This is a genomic window from Rhodopseudomonas pentothenatexigens (assembly GCF_900218015.1).
In the GTDB taxonomy this organism is placed as follows: domain Bacteria; phylum Pseudomonadota; class Alphaproteobacteria; order Rhizobiales; family Xanthobacteraceae; genus Rhodopseudomonas; species Rhodopseudomonas pentothenatexigens.
On record NZ_UFQQ01000006.1, the window covers coordinates 91332 to 106565 of the forward strand.

The window sequence follows — 15234 nt, forward strand, 5'->3', positions numbered from 1 at the left end:
GGCGGCCCGGCGCGTAACGGTCGCAGATCTGGACCGAATTGCTTGTCGGGAGCGTGTGTGCGCGGACGTGACGACGAATGGACCGACCTGATGCGGTCAGCCAATGCCGGTGACAGCATCGCGTATCGGCGTCTGCTCGAAAGCGTCACGCCGGTGCTGCGCGCAGGCGCACGGCGTGGGCTCGCCCGCGCCGGACAGCCGGTGGATCAGGCCGAGGACATCGTGCAGGACATTCTGCTCGCCGTGCATCTGAAGCGGCACACCTGGGATTCCGGCGCGCCGTTCGCGCCGTGGCTATTCGCGATCGCGCGCAACAAGCTGATCGACGCGTTGCGCCGCCGCGGTCGCCGGGTGTTCGTCGACATCGACGACTTCGCCGAGACGCTGCCCAGCGAGCCGGCACCGGAGACGCTGCCGGCGAACGAAGTGACACGGCATCTCGACGGATTGCCGCCGCGCCAGCGCGAGGTGCTGCAGTCGATCGCGGTCGACAGCGCCTCGATCAAGGACACCGCGGCGAAGCTGTCGATGAGCGAAGGCGCGGTGCGGGTCGCGCTGCATCGCGGGCTGTCGGCCCTCGCCGCAAAACTGAGGACGGAGTGACGATGGAGACCCACCGCCTGATTGAAGCGCTTGCCGCCGATGGCGCCAGCCGCGACCGCCCGGTCGGGCAGGTGCTGGCTGCCGCGCTGCTGGTGGCGCTGCCGGTATCGGCGGCCTTGCTGCTGACGACACTCGGCCTGCGCTCCGATCTTTCCGAGGCGATGCGCAATCCGTTCTTCGACCTGAAGTTCGTGGTGACGCTGGCGCTGTCGCTGTCGGCGATCGTCGTTGCGCTGCATCTGTCGCGGCCTGAGGCGACGGCGAAAGGCTGGCGCCTGTTGCTGCTGGCGCCTCTGGCGATCCTCGGCCTCGCGATCGGCGCCGAGGCGATGCTGCCGCATCGCACTTCGGCAATGACGCGGCTGCTCGGTCACAACTCGCTGCTGTGTCTCGGCTCGATTCCGGCGTTGTCGCTGCCGATCCTGGCGGCTGCGCTGTTCGGGCTGCGCCGTGGCGCGCCGGCGCGTCCGGCGTTCGCCGGGGCGCTTGCCGGGATGCTGGCGGCTGGGCTCGCCGGCACGCTCTACGCAGCACATTGCGTCGACGACTCACCACTGTTCGTCGCCACCTGGTACACGCTGGCGACCGCGATCGTCGCCGCGCTCGGAGCTCTGTTGGGCGCTCGGGTGCTGCGCTACTGAGACACCTCCGGGATGTTACCGATCTGCGAATGAATTTGACTCGCTTCGCCCCTGTGGTAGCAAAACACCAAGGGGCGCAGGATGGGCAGGTTTTCACGACGGCGGGCGAGGGCATTGGTGGCGGCTTGGATCGCCGCCTACGCGCTCGTGCTCAACGTGGTGCTCGCCAGCGCGCTGCTCGCCGGCCAGTCGCCGGTCCAACTCATCACCGGCCACGAATTCTGTCTTGCTGCCGCGGATGATGGCGCCGCGGGCGACAGCGGCCAGCCGGCCAAAGCCGTTCCGATCCGCTGCCCGCTGTGCCTCGGCCAGCACGTCAGCGCCACGCCGCCGCCGCTGTCTCCGGCGCTGGCGATCCGGATTGCCTTCAGCATCCGCTACGAAGTCCCGCGCGCGGCGCCGTTCGTCGCGCTGCGGCCGTCTTTCGCTCACCAGCCGCGCGGCCCGCCGGTCCTGACCTGACGATCGCGCGCGTTTGCGCGCTCCACCTCATCGTCCGCTCAGTTGCCGGAGTTCCATCATGTCATCCGCATTTCTGCGGTCGCGCAGCCGTGTGCTCGCGCACGCCACCGCGCTCGTCTCCACCTGCCTCGTCGTCTTGCCCGCCGCGGCGCAAAGCCGTTCCGACAGCACTCTGCCGCCGGTCACGGTGCAGGCGCCGGACCAGGCCGCCCGGCCCGCGCCCGCGCGTCCGAAGCCGCGCGCAGCGTCGCGATCCACCCGCGCGGTGCGTAGTGCCGCCCCGACTCCGCAGCCGTCGGCTGCGCCGGTTGCAAGCGAGGTCGCACGCGGGCCGGCGCTGACCGTGCTCACCGTGCAGCAGGCGCTACGCGACATCGAGCAGACGCCGGGCGGCGTCGCGCTGGTGCCGGCCAACGCCTATCGCAACTCGACCGTGTCCAACACCATCAAGGACATTCTCGACTACGTGCCCGGCGTGTTCGCGCAGCCGAAATGGGGCGACGACACCCGGCTGTCGATCCGCGGTTCCGGCCTGTCGCGCAATTTCCACCTGCGCGGCGTGCAGCTCTACATGGACGGCATTCCGATCAACACCGCAGACGGCTACGGCGACTTCCAGGAGATCGATCCGACCGCCTACAACTACGTCGCGGTGTACAAGGGGGCCAATGCGCTGCAGTTCGGCGCCAACTCGCTCGGCGGCGCGATCAATTTCGTCACCAAGACGGGACGCGATCCGTTCCCCAACGGCGTCAGCGTCGATGCCGGCGCGTTCGGCTATCGCCGGCTGCAGGCCAATGCCGGCGGCGTCAACGGCGCGTGGGACGGCTATGTCACCGCATCGACCCAGGCCGCCGAAGGCTTCCGCAATCACAGCGACGGTGAGGCCCACCGGCTCAGCGCCAATATCGGCTACCAGATCACGCCGGACATCGAGACCCGGTTCTATCTCAACGCCAATCACGTTCGGCAGCGGATTCCCGGCACCGTCACCAAGGACGTCGCTCTGAATGCGCCGCAGACCGCCGCAACCAACAACGTCGCGCTCGATCAGCAGCGCAACATCGACACCGTGCGGCTCGCCAACAAGACCACGATCCGGCTCGACAATACGGTGGTCGACTTCGGGGCCTTCGGCGTCGACCGCCACCTGATGCATCCGATCTTCCAGTGGCTGGACTATCGCTACCAGGATTACGGCGGCTTCGCCAAGGTCACCGACGACCGCAACGTCGGCGGTTATCGCAATCGACTGGTCGCCGGTGTCAATCTCCTGAACGGCCGGCTCGACAACAAGCAATACGTCAATATCGCCGGGCAGAAGGGCGCGCTGGCGTCGTCGTCTCTCGACAAGTCGACCAACACCAGCGTCTTCATCGAAGACTCGTTCTATTTCATGCCCAACGTCGCGCTGGTCGCCGGCACCCAATTCCTGCACGCCACCCGCGATCGCCGCGATCGCTTCCTGTCGGACGGCGATCAGTCCGGCTCGACCACGTTCAATCTGTGGAGCCCGAAGGGCGGGCTGCTGTGGCAGATCGATCCGAACTGGCAGGCGTTCGCCAATATCTCGCGCAGCGCCGAGGTGCCGAGCTTCGGCGAAAGCGCGTCGGGACCGGGGATTCCGTTCATCCCGTTCACGAGTATCCGGCCGCAACGCGCCACGACCTACGAGATCGGCACCCGCGGAAGGCGGCCCGACCTGACCTGGGATCTCAGCCTGTACCGGGCTGAGATCAAGGACGAGCTGCTGTGCCTGTACAGCGCGTTCGGCAACTGCAACGTCACCAATGCCGACCGCACCATGCATCAGGGCGTCGAAGCCGGCCTCGGCGTGACGCTGTTCAAGCACCTGTTCGAGCGCGCCGGCGCGCCGGACCGGCTGTGGCTGAACATGGCCTACACGCTGAACGACTTCCGGTTCGACGGCGACGCCAGGTTCGGCAACAACCTGCTGCCCGGCGCGCCGCGGCACTATCTGCGCGCCGAGCTGCTCTACAAGAACCCGAACGGCTTCTATATGGGCCCGAACGTCGAATGGGTGCCGCAGGCCTACTACGTCGACAGCGCCAACACGCTGCAGACCGAGCCCTACGCGCTGCTCGGCCTCAAGGCCGGGATCGACAATGGTGGCCCGTACTCGATCTACATCGAAGGCCGCAACCTGCTCGACAAGACCTACGTCGCTTCCGCCAGCATCATCGACAAGGCGAATGCCAACTCGCCGCTGTTCGAACCCGGCACCGGCCGCGCGGTCTATGCCGGCTTCAAGGCGCGGTGGTGAGGGACGCGCCGCCGGCCGCTCAGGCGGCCGGCGGCTGTGCTGTGGCGGATTGCTGCATGCGGTAGAAGCGGAGCACCTGCTGCGCGGTCGAGGTCCGCAACCGCTCGTAGGTGTCGCGGCATTCGTCGAGGTCGTGCGATCGCGTACCGTTGATCTCGTCACGCATGTCGATGATTTCGCGCACCGTCGCCCACGGCAGGTTGCAGACCTTGGCGAGGATCAGCACACCTTCGTCGCGCGACTCGACCATCATCGTCTCGGCGGTTTCGACCGTGATGTTGGCGAGGCAGGCGATCGCCTGATTGGTCTCGTCGAATTTGCGCTGCTGTGCGAAGCTGTGCACTTCGACGGCGTCGATCCGACCCTCCTCGAACAGCGAACGCACCAGACCATGGGCGATACTGGTCTGCCGGCTGATGCCGCGCGGAGCCGACCGGGCGAGCCGGCTCGCCTGCCGCACCGCGGTGTCGACCTCGGCCAGTGCGTGGGGCTGGGCTGCTTCGAGCTTGCTGCGGACGGTGGCCGAGGCGATGGCGATCATTTTCAGGTACTGCGGACGCGGAATGGCCCGCTGGCCGAGCGCATCGGCGAGATCGTGGTCTTGTTCGGCGCGTCGCGCCAGCGTGCAGTAGCCGCTGTCCGAGAACTCGGCGCCCGGGTTCTTGACCGTGCTCTGAACCACCGCCGGATTGCCGAGTTCGACCAGCACGTCGGTGACGGCGCCGCTGAGGGCGCGGCGAACCGAGATCGCCATCATGTGCTGCTGGCCCTTGGCCCGCGCATTGGCGATCAGAGTCGCGTCGTCGAGCTGCTCGGATTGCGACAGCACCGGCGCCGCGATTTCGATCTGGTCTTCGAACGCGAGCTGTCTGATGATCCGCGGCGGCGCCTTCACCGTGGCCAGCCGCTGCGCCAGCAGCGCCTTGGCGTGCGACTCGATGTCTTCCACCAGACAGGTGAAAACGTCGTCGAACACCTCGATCTGCTCATCGTTGTAGTCGACAGCTCCCAGGAACAGGTCGGTGACCCGCCGCAGGGTCTCGACCCGGCGCGCAACGGTGCCGTGTGCCAGCGTCGCCTGCAATTCGTCGAGCAGGTGGAGGGCGGGCCGCTTCGATCTCGAAATCATTACTCTTTCCTGGAGCCGGTTCGGCGCCTGATCCTTCAGGCGTAGGCAATTCTGTTTCGTCCGCCGTGCTTGGCCTCGTACAGCGCGCGATCGGCGCGCGACAGCACAGATTCGGTGGATTCCTGCAACGACATGGTGGTGACACCGGCGGACAGGGTCACCATCATGCTCGGCGAGAAAGCGCTCCAGTCCAGTCCGGCGACGATCAGGCGCAACCGGTCGAGGATCTGGCGGGCTTCGTCTTCGGTGGTGTTCGGCAGCAACAGCAGGAATTCCTCGCCGCCGTAGCGGCCGAACCGGTCGAAGCTGCGGATGTTGGCGAAGATCGTGATCGCGAAGGTGCGCAGCACTTCGTCGCCGGTCGGATGGCCGAACGTGTCGTTGATGCGCTTGAACCAGTCGAGATCGATCAGCGCCAGCGACAGCGGTTCGCAGTGCCGGGCGGCGCGTTCGATCTCATTGTCGAGATGCCGCATGATGCTGCGGCGGTTGTACGCGCCGGTCAGCTCGTCGAGTTCGGCGAGCTCCTCGATGCGCTGATACGCTTCCCGGAGCTGAGTGCCGCGCTTGTACAGCGAGTCCCGCATCGCCTTGGAAAACACGCCGATGAACATGCAGCGGCCGACGGTCAGCACCAGCGCCAGCAGGGTGGCGAGCCGTTCCAGCGGGGTGTGATGCGGCAGGCCGATCGGCAGATCGGTGAGCAGGAATAGCGGTGCCAAGGTGCACAGCAGCGCGGTCCACGAGATCAGCGCTTGCCGCCGGTTGGCACGCAGCGCCGCAAAGCCGAACACGACGAACAGTTCGAACAGGAAGAACCCGCCGATCTGCGGCGCCCAGGCGGTGAAGGCGACGATCAAGACCAGATGGGCGAGGGCGATCGGCACCGTCAGATAGTGATCCGGAAAACGGTCGTTGAATCCGGATTCCGAGAGGATGAACAGGATGCTGCCCAGAACGCCGCCGCAGGCGGCGAACGCCACTGCGACGATCGACGGAATGGTGCCGGCCTGGACGTAGACCAGCAGGATCGCGGCGTCGATCATGAAGCTGGTCGCGATCAGATCCAGCATGTGCCGGCGCTGCCGCATGCGGCGACCACGGACGGCGAGGGTCCGGGCGTCGTCGGCGCTGGTTGGGGAGCCGGGCAGGGCGCCCGGAATCACGGCAGTTCGTCCCATCGTTCGCCCGATCGAGAGTGGGTCTCGGGAACCTACGAGAAAAAGCCTTTCGTTTTGGTATCTGCCCGGTGCGGTGGTGGACTCCGGATCTTGCGCTACACGGTTGATTTCGCGGCATTCTGCACTGCGGCCCGGCGTCGGGGCTGGCGCCACAGATGTGTGGAAATGTCGCGCAAGCCGGCTCGGAGCTTGGTAACCTCCCTGCGGCCGGAACCCCGACTCAGGGCTCCGGCGAGCCGATGGCGGCAATCGCCGGGAAAGCGTGCGGAACCGGCCGGGCCGCGCCGAACTGATGCTGCGGGACATCCCGAGGAATTAGAATTTGCTTTTATTTATCGAACCTTCCGCCGGGACGAGCCGACCAAAATCAAGAGATGGCCAGTGACGACCAAGCAGGCTGCCACCGACGAGGTCCTCATCACCAGGATCGCTCAGGGCGACCGTGTCGCGATGCAGGTCCTGTATGGCCGGCATCACGTCAAAGTCTTCCGGTTCGGACTGCGGCTTGTCCGGAACGAACAGATCGCCGAGGACCTTATCAGCGAAGTGTTCCTCGACGTCTGGCGTCAGGCCGGCAAGTTCGAGGGACGGTCGTCGGTTTCCACCTGGCTGTTGGCGATCACTCGGTTCAAGGCGCTGTCTGCGCTGAGACGCCGCAAGGATGCCGAGTTGGACGAGGAGGCTGCGGCTGCGATCGAGGATTCCTCGGACGATCCGGAAATCGCAGTGCAGAAGAAGGACACCGGCGAGGTGCTGCGGAGGTGCCTGACGTCGTTGTCGCCCGAACATCGAGAGATCGTCGATCTGGTGTACTACCATGAGAAATCAGTCGAAGAAGTCGCCGAGATCGTCGGAATCCCGGAGAACACGGTGAAAACCCGGCTGTTCTACGCGCGCAAGAAACTCGCCGACCTGCTGCAGGCGGCCGGCGTCCAGCGAGGCTGGCCATGATGGCGATGAGCAACACGATGCCCGAGCAGCGGGAGCCGGGCGACATCGAGGCGCTGCTGCCGTGGTACGCCGCCGGCACGCTCAGCGCCCGTGACGCCCGTCGCGTCGCCGAGGCGCTCGACCGCGATCCGGAACTGGCGCGGCAATACGACGTCATCCTCGAAGAATATGCCGCGACCATCGAGCTGAACGAGAGCCTGGGGGCGCCGTCGTCGCGCACGCTGCAGAAGCTGCTCAGCGCGATCGATGCCGAGCCAGCCCCGGCATCGGGCGCCGGGCGCGGGCTGGGCGCGCGATTTGCCGGGTTCTTCGCCGGGCTGTCGCCGAAGGCGCTGGCCTGGTCGGCGTCGGTCGCCGGCCTTGCGCTGTTGCTGCAGGCCGGGCTGATCGGGGCGATGCTGGCATGGCCCGATTCCGGCCTGCTGCAGATCGCTGCCGACCAGCGGCCGCGTGACATCGCCTCGGCGCCGCCCGCCGCCGCCCCGGCGCCGCCGCCCGCCGCCGCGCTGCCCGAGCGCGCCGGCGACGCGGCCAAGCCGGCCGCACCGATGGTGATGGCGGAGCGGCCGGGCGGGCCGGTGATGCGAAGCCTGGCGCCGCAGACCGCGCCTCCGCGTGTGCTGGTCAAGTTCGCGTCGGAGGCACGCGCCGGCGAGATCGCGGCGCTGCTCGACCGATACAACGCCGTCGTGGTCGATAGCAGCAGAGGCGGGGTATTCCGGCTGCAGTTCGGCGACCGTCCGCTATCGAAGCAGGATCAGGAGAATCTGGTCGGCCGTCTGCAGAAAGAGCAGATCGTCAGCGTGGTGCTCGCCGCGCCCTGATACGTCGCGCCGCAGGATCCGCCGTTGCCTGCCCTGGCGAGTCACCCTGGCGAGGCTGTGCCGCGCCGTGTCGACGCCCGCGGCGAGACGACGCAATCCCTGGTGATGTTTCACATCCGCGCGCGCCGGAAAAAAGTGGCAACCGAATTGAACGTCCCAGCGTTGTCCGATGACCAATCGTTGTGGGAGCGGAAACCACCTCCCCAACGAGGCCGTATTCGGCGCGAGCGCCCATCCACCCCAGCGCCTGATATGGCTGTGACCCGCCCGGTTGTCCCCCCGGGCGGGTCTTTCGTTTCCGGGCCGCGGTCGGGTCTCGCTTGGGCCTTTTCGAGATCAAAAAGGCTGAGCTCGTGGAGCTACGAGTTACCGCTGCTCTGGACATGGTAAATTTTTGTTAACAACATTGTTCTTAAGCTTTGCGTCGATTCGTGAGTTGCGTCGCGTTCCTTTTCCTCTCCTGGCGGACTGACCATGGAACAGACCGACGCCGAGCGCGGCCGTGCGCTCGTCGAGCGCTGGTGTTTGCTCGCTGAGCAGCGGCTGGACTACCTCACCGAGCTGTTCGAAAGCGGCCGATGGCGCCGTTTTTTCGGTGAGCGCGAGTTTCTCGAGAACATCCAGGATGCTAAAGCCGCCGTCGAATCGTGGCGCGATCTGTTGAAGCGCGAGGCGACGCTGGACAACCGGCCGGTCGATCTGTCCTGGCTCGGCCGCAACAAGCAGGTCGCGCCGCGCCTGGCGTTCGCCTTCGACGGCGAAATCATCAACGGCTCGGCGCCCAAGCGGCTGCCGGCACCGCCGAAAGCTCAGGCGCCAACGGCAAAGCCAACCGCCGCGGCGAAGTCGGCCGAGCCGCCCCCGCGCCCGGTGGCCGAGCAAGCCGCCCCGGCAATCGTGCCGGACGACCTTCCGGTGTGGCTGCATGCGCTCGATCCGGAGCGGATGGGACAGCGCTACTCCCTGCTACGCAAGGCCGGCTGATTATCGCCGGCGCTCCGGCGCACACGACCGTTAGAACACGGCACCGGCGCCTGATTGTCGCCTCGGCGATTCAACCTTGGTCGTAAGGCTGAAGGGTCGCAACCCGCGCGCCGCCGTCATCGACCAACTATCCGGGTGTCGCGAACATCAATATTTACCGCGACTTCACGATCACTTTTGACCTCGATCAAGCTTGCAGCAGGGCCGAGAGCCCGGCGATCTTCGCAATCTGACGCCAATGAGCGCCGAATTGCGCCGCCGATGTTTAACGGATTGGAACGAATTTCGGTGCACTTATTACGTGCGAACCCGTTCTGGATTCGCTCATAAGATGAAATTCACAGTAGGGGGACAACGCGGCGACGTGCGCCCCTTGCCGTGCCGTGGATCCCTCTCCCATGCGCTGAGTACAGCCACGCAGCCGCGCGGCCTCGTCGGGAATCAGATCCATGTCTAGTGCTCATTCGTCGCACGTGTCGCCCGCTGCGGCGGGCCCGTTTTCGTTCTTCACCAACCGCAAAATCGGCATCAAAATCGCCATCGGCTTCGCCGCCGTCGAAGTGCTGCTGGCGCTGCTGGCGATCCTGAACTACGCCAACTTCAGCAAGCTCGGCGAAGCATTCTCCGCATTCGATCAACGCGTCGGCGTCGTCGACACGGTTCGCGACATCGAACTGGACTTCGTCAGTTTGCGCCGGACCGTGCGCGAATACAGCCTCACTGGCGACGATGCGCTGATCGCCGAGGCCGGCAAGCGCCGCGCCGAACTTCAGGACAACATCAAGCGGGCGATGCAACAGGTCCGCGATCCCGGCCGTCAAGCTTCGATGGTCGAACTCGGCAGCAAGGTCGATTCCTACGTCGCACAGTTCGACGGGCTGACCAAACTCCGGCAGGATCAGAACCAGCTGTCGCTGACAGTGCTCGGGCCGGTCGGGCAGCGGATCGTCGGACGGCTCGAGCAATTGCAGTCCGCGACGATGAGCGGCGACGGCAACAGCGATCAAGCGCTCCTGGTCGGCCAATCGATGAAGCAGTTCCTGCTGCTGCGGCTGTTCGCCAGCAAGGTTCTGGGCATTCATCTGGAGAAGGCCGCTCAGGCCAGCGCCGAAAAGGCGCTGGCGGATTTCAGGACTGCGCTGTCGACGATGAAGACGGTGCTCACCGCCGACTCCGAACGCAAGCAGCTTGCGGCGATCGAGGCCGACCTCGCGATCTACGCCGACGGCTATCAACGGTCGGTCCGCGACGTGAACGAGATCGACGCCACCATCACGGCGATGACCAAGGTCGCGCAATCGCTGGCCGGCGATGCGGCGGCCATCAAGCAGTCCGGTGTCGCCGAACAGAAGCAGATCGGCCACCAGACCACGGCGCTGATCGGCGAGACCCAGAACCAGATCCTGTTCATCACCCTGGGCGCGATGGCGCTCGGCTTTCTGCTCGCCTGGCTGATCGGCCGCGCGGTGTCGAAACCGATCGTGGCGATGTCGGGGGTGATGAAGGAGCTGGCCGCCGGCAACACCGATGTCGAAATCGTCGGCTCCGGCCGTTTGGACGAGATCGGCCTGATGGCCTGCACCGTCGAAGTGTTCAGGAACAACGCGCTGGAATGCGATCGCCTGAAGACCGAGCAGGAGGAGGCCGAACGCCGCGTCGCCGCCGAGCACAAGGCGGAGATGCAGCGGCTCGCCGATCACTTCGAAGGCGCGGTCGGTGAGATCATCGATACCGTGACGTCGGCTTCGACCGAGCTCGAAGCCTCGGCCGGTACGCTGACGACGACCGCCGAGCGCTCACAGGAGCTCGCCTGCTCGGTGGCCGCGGCCTCCGAACAGGCCTCCTCCAACGTGCAGTCGGTGGCGTCGGCGACCGAAGAGATGGCGTCCTCGATCACCGAGATCAGCCGTCAGGTGCAGGAGGCGGCGCGGATCGCCAACGAGGCAGTGGATCAGGCGCGCAAGACCAACGACCGGATCGGCACGCTCGCCCAGGCGGCGAACCGGATCGGCGACGTCGTCGACCTGATCAACACCATCGCCGGCCAGACCAACCTGCTGGCGCTCAACGCCACGATCGAGGCGGCACGCGCCGGCGACGCCGGTCGCGGCTTCGCGGTGGTGGCGCAGGAGGTCAAGGCGCTGGCCGAGCAGACCGGCAAGGCGACCGGCGAGATCAGCGCGCAGATCAGCAGCATGCAGTCGGCGACGCAGGAGTCGGTCGGGGCCATTCGCGAGATCGGCGGCACCATCGAGCGGATGTCGGAGATCGCCTCGACGATCGCGTCGGCGGTGGAAGAGCAGGGCGCCGCCACGCAGGAGATCTCGCGCAACGTGCAGCAGGCGGCGCGCGGCACTCACGACGTCTCCTCCAACATCGCCGACGTGCAGCGCGGCGCTACCGAGACCGGCTCGGCGTCGTCGCAGGTGCTGTCCGCCGCACAGTCGCTGTCGCGCGACAGCACGCGCCTGAAGGACGAAGTCGACCGCTTCATGGAGACGGTGCGGGCTGCATAAGCCGCCGCGTTGTCGCGAGCAATTCGCAACTGATGTGTCGCGCCCGGGTCTGGTCCCGGGCGCGCGCGTTTGCGCGATCTGTGGTCCAAAAGTGACATCTATTCCAAATGTCATGAGGCGCGGTATCTCATTACTTCGCAGTATTGTTGCACCTCCGGCGCTGTGATTACTGTGCCTCGCACAGGCTGGGGACGAATGTGCTGAGGGCATTGCGGAGCGGGGTGAAGGCAAGAGCGTCGGTCGCGCATGCGCGCCGTCCGAGCCGATCGCTCGCGGTCCGTAACGGGTCCGCTTGGTTCGGCGCCGCGCTGCGGATGTCGACCAGTTGGACCGTCACCCTCGCGCTGCTGCTGCAGATCGCGCTGTCGGCGATGCCGCCCGCGAGCGCCGCGTCGCTGGACGTTCTCAGCAGCGCCGGCATCTGCCATTCGATCGACACGTCCGCGCCGGCCGAGTCGCAGGATCGGGTAGTGGTGCACTTCAAGTGCATCGCCTGCGTCCTGGTCTGCAGCCTGCCGCCACCGTCGCTGGTCGTCACCGCGGCGCCGAGCTTGGCCTGGGCGTGGCTCGCGCACCGCTGGCCGCTCGCCGAAGCCGCTCCGCACAGCGCTCCCGTCTCCTCGCACTCCGCTCGCGGACCTCCGGATCTCGCGTAACCGCACGTTCGCTGATCGCGCCTTTTGCGCGGTGGCGATGCTTTGCCGTTTCGCTGTTGCCATCGTCGCGTCCACTTCGTCGCGGCGCACGGGGGCACATGTCCTGCGCCAGCCACGCGCTGCGCGCGCTCGATCATCCGTGAGTTGTTACCATGCCATCCGTCTTGTCCGCCGGCCTCAGCCGGTCGTTACTGCTGTCCACTTCGCTGCTGTCGCTGCCGCTGGCGGCCGTCGCCTTCTCGGCGGCCTCGCTGTCGTCGGCGCCGGCTTCGGCACAAACCGCCAGTCGGCTGTCGACCATCGTGGTCGATCCCGCCAGACCGCGCGCCAAACCGCGCGTTCGCGCCACCACGCCGTCACCGCAGCGCGGGCCGGTGATCCGCGACGCTGCGGTGGCTCCGTCGCCTGCCGCTGCATCGTCTCAGCCGGTGTCCGCCTCGGCCACGACGCTGCCTGGCTCGGCGGCGGTGACGCGCAGTCTCGGCACCAGCGACAGCGCCTCGCTGATCACCGACATTCCGGGCGGCGCAGTATGGGGCGCCGGCGGCGTCTCCAGTCTGCCGGCGCTGAACGGAGTCGGTGCCGACCGTGTGCAGGTGGCGATCAACTCGATGCTGATCAGCCCGGCGTGCCCGAACGAGATGAATCCGCCGCTGTCCTTCGTCAATCCGCAGATGATCGCCAGCATGCGCGCCTATCTGGGTGTCGCGCCGGTCAGCGTCGGCGGCGACTACATCGGCGGTAAGATCGACGTCACCACCGCGCCGCCGCAGTTTGCGAGCGGGCCGAGCCTGCTCACCACCGCGACGGTCTCCGGCTTCTATCGCAGCAACGGCAATGCCTACGGCGCCGATGCGCGCGCCACGATCGCCAGTCAGGACACCAGCGTCACCTACACCGGCGGCTGGGCCCGCTCCGGCAACTACAAGGCCGGCAACGGCATGACGGTGAAGTCGACGCTGTGGGAGGTGCAGAACCACGCCGTCAGCATTTCGCGGCAGAGCGCCGGCAATCTGTTCACGCTGCAGGTAGGCGGGCAGTTCATCCCGTATCAGGGCTACGTCAATCAGTACATGGACATGGTTTCGAACCGGTCGATGTTCGTCAACGGCCGCTACGACGGCGTGTTCGACTGGGGCAAGCTGGAGACCTCGGCGTTCTATCACCGCATCCGGCACACCATGGGCTTCATCGCGCCGGACAAGATCGCCGACATGCCGATGGACACCCGTGGCACCGACCTCGGCTATAACATCAAGGCCTCGGTGATCGCTTCCGACCACGATCTGATCCGCATCGGCAACGAGACCCATGCGTATCGGCTCGACGACTGGTGGGATCCGGTGCCTGGCTCGGGGATGATGATGTCGCCCAACACCTTCATCAACATCAACGACGGCCGCCGCACCCGGCTCGGCACTTTCGTCGAGTGGGAGCGTCACTGGAACCGGGAATGGACCACGCTGCTCGGCCTGCGCAACGACGTAGTGTGGATGGGGACCGGCAACGTCCAAGGCTATAGCGCCATGTACGCCGCCGATGCGGCCCGCTTCAACGGGCGTGACCGCGATCGCACCGACGTCAATTTCGACGGCTCGGCGCTGATCCGCTACGAACCCAACGCGATCAGCCAGTTCGAACTCGGCATCGCCCGCAAGACGCGCTCGCCGAATTTGTACGAGCGCTACGCTTGGTCGACCTCGGCGATGGCGATGAACATGATCGGCTGGTTTGGCGATGGCAATGGTTATGTCGGCAACGTCGATCTGAAGCCGGAGAAGGCCCATACCGTGAGCTTCACCGCCGCCTGGCACGACCCGGCGCAGAAGCTCTGGGAAATTCGGGTCACGCCGTATTACAGCTACGTGCAGGACTATATCGACGTGAACCGCTGCTTCGTCGCGGGCAGTTCGACCTGCTCGGCGGCGAACCTGACCAAGACCAATGCCTTCGTGTTCCTGCAGTTCGCCAACCACGATGCCGAACTCTACGGCGTCAATCTCGACGGCCGGCTCACGGCGTGGGACAATGCGGCTTACGGTCGAGGCGTGCTGCGCGGGCAGTTCGCTTACGTGCACGGCCAGCGCACCGACGGGATCAATCTGTATCATGTGATGCCGGTCAACGCGAAGCTGGGGCTCGATCACGAGATCGGCGGCTGGGTCAATGGCATCGAGCTGCAGCTGGTCGGCGCCAAGACCCAGGCGAGCGAGGTGCGCAACGAGACCACGACCTCGGCCTACGCGCTGCTGAACCTGCGGACCGGCTATCGCTGGGAGAACGTGCGGCTCGATGTCGGCGTCGATAATGTGTTCGACAAGTTCTACACGCTGCCGCTCGGCGGAGCCGACCTCGTCGACTACCGCGCGGCCTCGATGATGGGCGGCACCTCCCCGATCTGGGGCTACGGCGTGCCCGGCATGGGCCGGTCGTTCAGCACGCGACTGACGGTGTCGTTCTGATCGCGCGCGGGGCCGCTCCCGATCGGAAGCGGCCCCGAAAACTCAGCGAAGGCCGCACTTCCCGCGGTGACCATGTTACCGGTCGGCGGGCTGCCAACACGTTGATAGTGTCTTCGCTCAATCGAACGAAATGCCGATCCGTCGTTCCTTTCGCCAGATCACCCGGCTGGGCCGCTTGATCTGATCGCTCGGGATGTGGAGCGTGAAGTGGTCGGGGATGGACAGGGGGGACGCGACGTCCAGCGCCGCGCCGGCTTTCGAAATGTTCCTGACGTTGCAGTCGATCGCGCCGCCGCCGAACTCGATCGTAGCGGCCTTCAAGACCCGCCGGCGCGGCGTTTTTCTCTGCTCATCCATTGGGCCGTTTGAACATGAGAGCTTTATAATTTTGTGAACATATCACCCAGTGTATCCCCGGGGAGGCGCTACCCGATTGCGCTTAGTTGAGGCACGGCGAGAGTGGCCTCGAAGGGGGATGCCGCGGCGCGTGACCGGCGCGGCGTGATATCGCCGGCAAAAAGCCCCGTCACGGCAAGGAAGA

13 protein-coding genes are annotated in these 15234 nt (G+C 66.1%); 10 read left to right on the forward strand and 3 right to left on the reverse strand.

The window, feature by feature from the left end; translation table 11 throughout:
- Nucleotides 1-57 precede the first annotated feature (57 nt).
- The 4 genes from DWA33_RS06845 (at nucleotide 58) to DWA33_RS06860 (ending at nucleotide 3990) form a co-directional block, all read left to right on the forward strand.
- Nucleotides 58-603 (forward strand): sigma-70 family RNA polymerase sigma factor, encoded by a 546-nt coding sequence (locus DWA33_RS06845; protein WP_167443139.1) that lies wholly within the window; start codon nucleotides 58-60, stop codon nucleotides 601-603.
- A gap of 2 nt (nucleotides 604-605) precedes the next feature.
- Nucleotides 606-1244, forward strand: a complete 639-nt coding sequence (locus DWA33_RS06850) for an NrsF family protein (protein ID WP_114357353.1) — start codon at nucleotides 606-608, stop codon at nucleotides 1242-1244.
- Nucleotides 1245-1361: 117 nt separating this feature from the next.
- Entirely contained in the window at nucleotides 1362-1706 is a 345-nt protein-coding gene (locus DWA33_RS06855) for a DUF2946 family protein (protein WP_244601211.1), read from the forward strand.
- Nucleotides 1707-1764: 58 nt separating this feature from the next.
- Nucleotides 1765-3990 carry a TonB-dependent receptor family protein gene (locus DWA33_RS06860; protein ID WP_114357355.1) on the forward strand — a complete coding sequence of 742 codons (2226 nt, stop codon included), beginning with the start codon at nucleotides 1765-1767 and terminating at the stop codon, nucleotides 3988-3990.
- Between the two features lie 19 nt (nucleotides 3991-4009).
- On the opposite strand, the gene DWA33_RS06865 is transcribed toward DWA33_RS06860, so the two are convergent.
- Both DWA33_RS06865 and DWA33_RS06870 read right to left on the reverse strand, forming a co-directional pair.
- Nucleotides 4010-5119 carry a DUF2336 domain-containing protein gene (locus DWA33_RS06865; RefSeq protein WP_114357356.1) on the reverse strand — a complete coding sequence of 370 codons (1110 nt, stop codon included), beginning with the start codon at nucleotides 5117-5119 and terminating at the stop codon, nucleotides 4010-4012.
- A 35-nt stretch (nucleotides 5120-5154) separates the two neighbouring features.
- Nucleotides 5155-6300: a GGDEF domain-containing protein gene (locus tag DWA33_RS06870; RefSeq protein WP_114357357.1), complete on the reverse strand. Its 1146-nt coding sequence runs from the start codon at nucleotides 6298-6300 to the stop codon at nucleotides 5155-5157.
- A 381-nt stretch (nucleotides 6301-6681) separates the two neighbouring features.
- On the opposite strand from DWA33_RS06870, the gene DWA33_RS06875 reads away from it, so the two are divergent.
- The 6 genes from DWA33_RS06875 (at nucleotide 6682) to DWA33_RS06900 (ending at nucleotide 14693) form a co-directional block, all read left to right on the forward strand.
- On the forward strand, nucleotides 6682-7251 hold the full coding sequence (locus tag DWA33_RS06875; protein WP_114357358.1) for a sigma-70 family RNA polymerase sigma factor: 570 nt from the start codon (nucleotides 6682-6684) through the stop codon (nucleotides 7249-7251).
- Nucleotides 7248-8075: a hypothetical protein gene (locus DWA33_RS06880; RefSeq protein WP_114357359.1), complete on the forward strand. Its 828-nt coding sequence runs from the start codon at nucleotides 7248-7250 to the stop codon at nucleotides 8073-8075. Before DWA33_RS06875 ends, DWA33_RS06880 begins: the two co-directional genes overlap by 4 nt.
- 474 nt (nucleotides 8076-8549) lie before the next feature.
- Nucleotides 8550-9059, forward strand: coding sequence for a TIGR03809 family protein (locus tag DWA33_RS06885; protein ID WP_114357360.1), 510 nt, complete (start codon nucleotides 8550-8552; stop codon nucleotides 9057-9059).
- A 449-nt stretch (nucleotides 9060-9508) separates the two neighbouring features.
- Nucleotides 9509-11575 (forward strand): HAMP domain-containing methyl-accepting chemotaxis protein, encoded by a 2067-nt coding sequence (locus DWA33_RS06890; protein WP_114357361.1) that lies wholly within the window; start codon nucleotides 9509-9511, stop codon nucleotides 11573-11575.
- 314 nt (nucleotides 11576-11889) lie between these two features.
- A complete protein-coding gene (locus tag DWA33_RS06895) occupies nucleotides 11890-12231 on the forward strand; it encodes a hypothetical protein (protein WP_114357362.1) in 342 nt (113 codons plus the stop codon).
- Nucleotides 12232-12383: 152 nt separating this feature from the next.
- Nucleotides 12384-14693 (forward strand): TonB-dependent receptor, encoded by a 2310-nt coding sequence (locus DWA33_RS06900; RefSeq protein WP_114357363.1) that lies wholly within the window; start codon nucleotides 12384-12386, stop codon nucleotides 14691-14693.
- Nucleotides 14694-14810: 117 nt separating this feature from the next.
- On the opposite strand, the gene DWA33_RS06905 is transcribed toward DWA33_RS06900, so the two are convergent.
- The gene (locus DWA33_RS06905) at nucleotides 14811-15050 is read right to left on the reverse strand and encodes a PilZ domain-containing protein (RefSeq protein ID WP_114357364.1); all 240 of its coding nucleotides are present in this window, start codon (nucleotides 15048-15050) and stop codon (nucleotides 14811-14813) included.
- Between the last annotated feature and the right edge of the window lie 184 nt (nucleotides 15051-15234).

Excerpts from the sequence above, each read along its gene's own strand:
- DWA33_RS06850 (WP_114357353.1), top strand. The coding sequence starts at position 606 with ATGGAGACCCACCGCCTGATTGAAGCGCTTGCCGCCGATGGCGCCAGC.
- DWA33_RS06860 (WP_114357355.1), top strand. The coding sequence starts at position 1,765 with ATGTCATCCGCATTTCTGCGGTCGCGCAGCCGTGTGCTCGCGCACGCC.
- DWA33_RS06865 (WP_114357356.1), bottom strand. The coding sequence starts at position 5,119 with ATGATTTCGAGATCGAAGCGGCCCGCCCTCCACCTGCTCGACGAATTG.
- DWA33_RS06870 (WP_114357357.1), bottom strand. The coding sequence starts at position 6,300 with ATGGGACGAACTGCCGTGATTCCGGGCGCCCTGCCCGGCTCCCCAACC.
- DWA33_RS06880 (WP_114357359.1), top strand. The coding sequence starts at position 7,248 with ATGATGGCGATGAGCAACACGATGCCCGAGCAGCGGGAGCCGGGCGAC.
- DWA33_RS06885 (WP_114357360.1), top strand. The coding sequence starts at position 8,550 with ATGGAACAGACCGACGCCGAGCGCGGCCGTGCGCTCGTCGAGCGCTGG.
- DWA33_RS06890 (WP_114357361.1), top strand. The coding sequence starts at position 9,509 with ATGTCTAGTGCTCATTCGTCGCACGTGTCGCCCGCTGCGGCGGGCCCG.
- DWA33_RS06895 (WP_114357362.1), top strand. The coding sequence starts at position 11,890 with ATGTCGACCAGTTGGACCGTCACCCTCGCGCTGCTGCTGCAGATCGCG.
- DWA33_RS06900 (WP_114357363.1), top strand. The coding sequence starts at position 12,384 with ATGCCATCCGTCTTGTCCGCCGGCCTCAGCCGGTCGTTACTGCTGTCC.
- DWA33_RS06905 (WP_114357364.1), bottom strand. The coding sequence starts at position 15,050 with ATGGATGAGCAGAGAAAAACGCCGCGCCGGCGGGTCTTGAAGGCCGCT.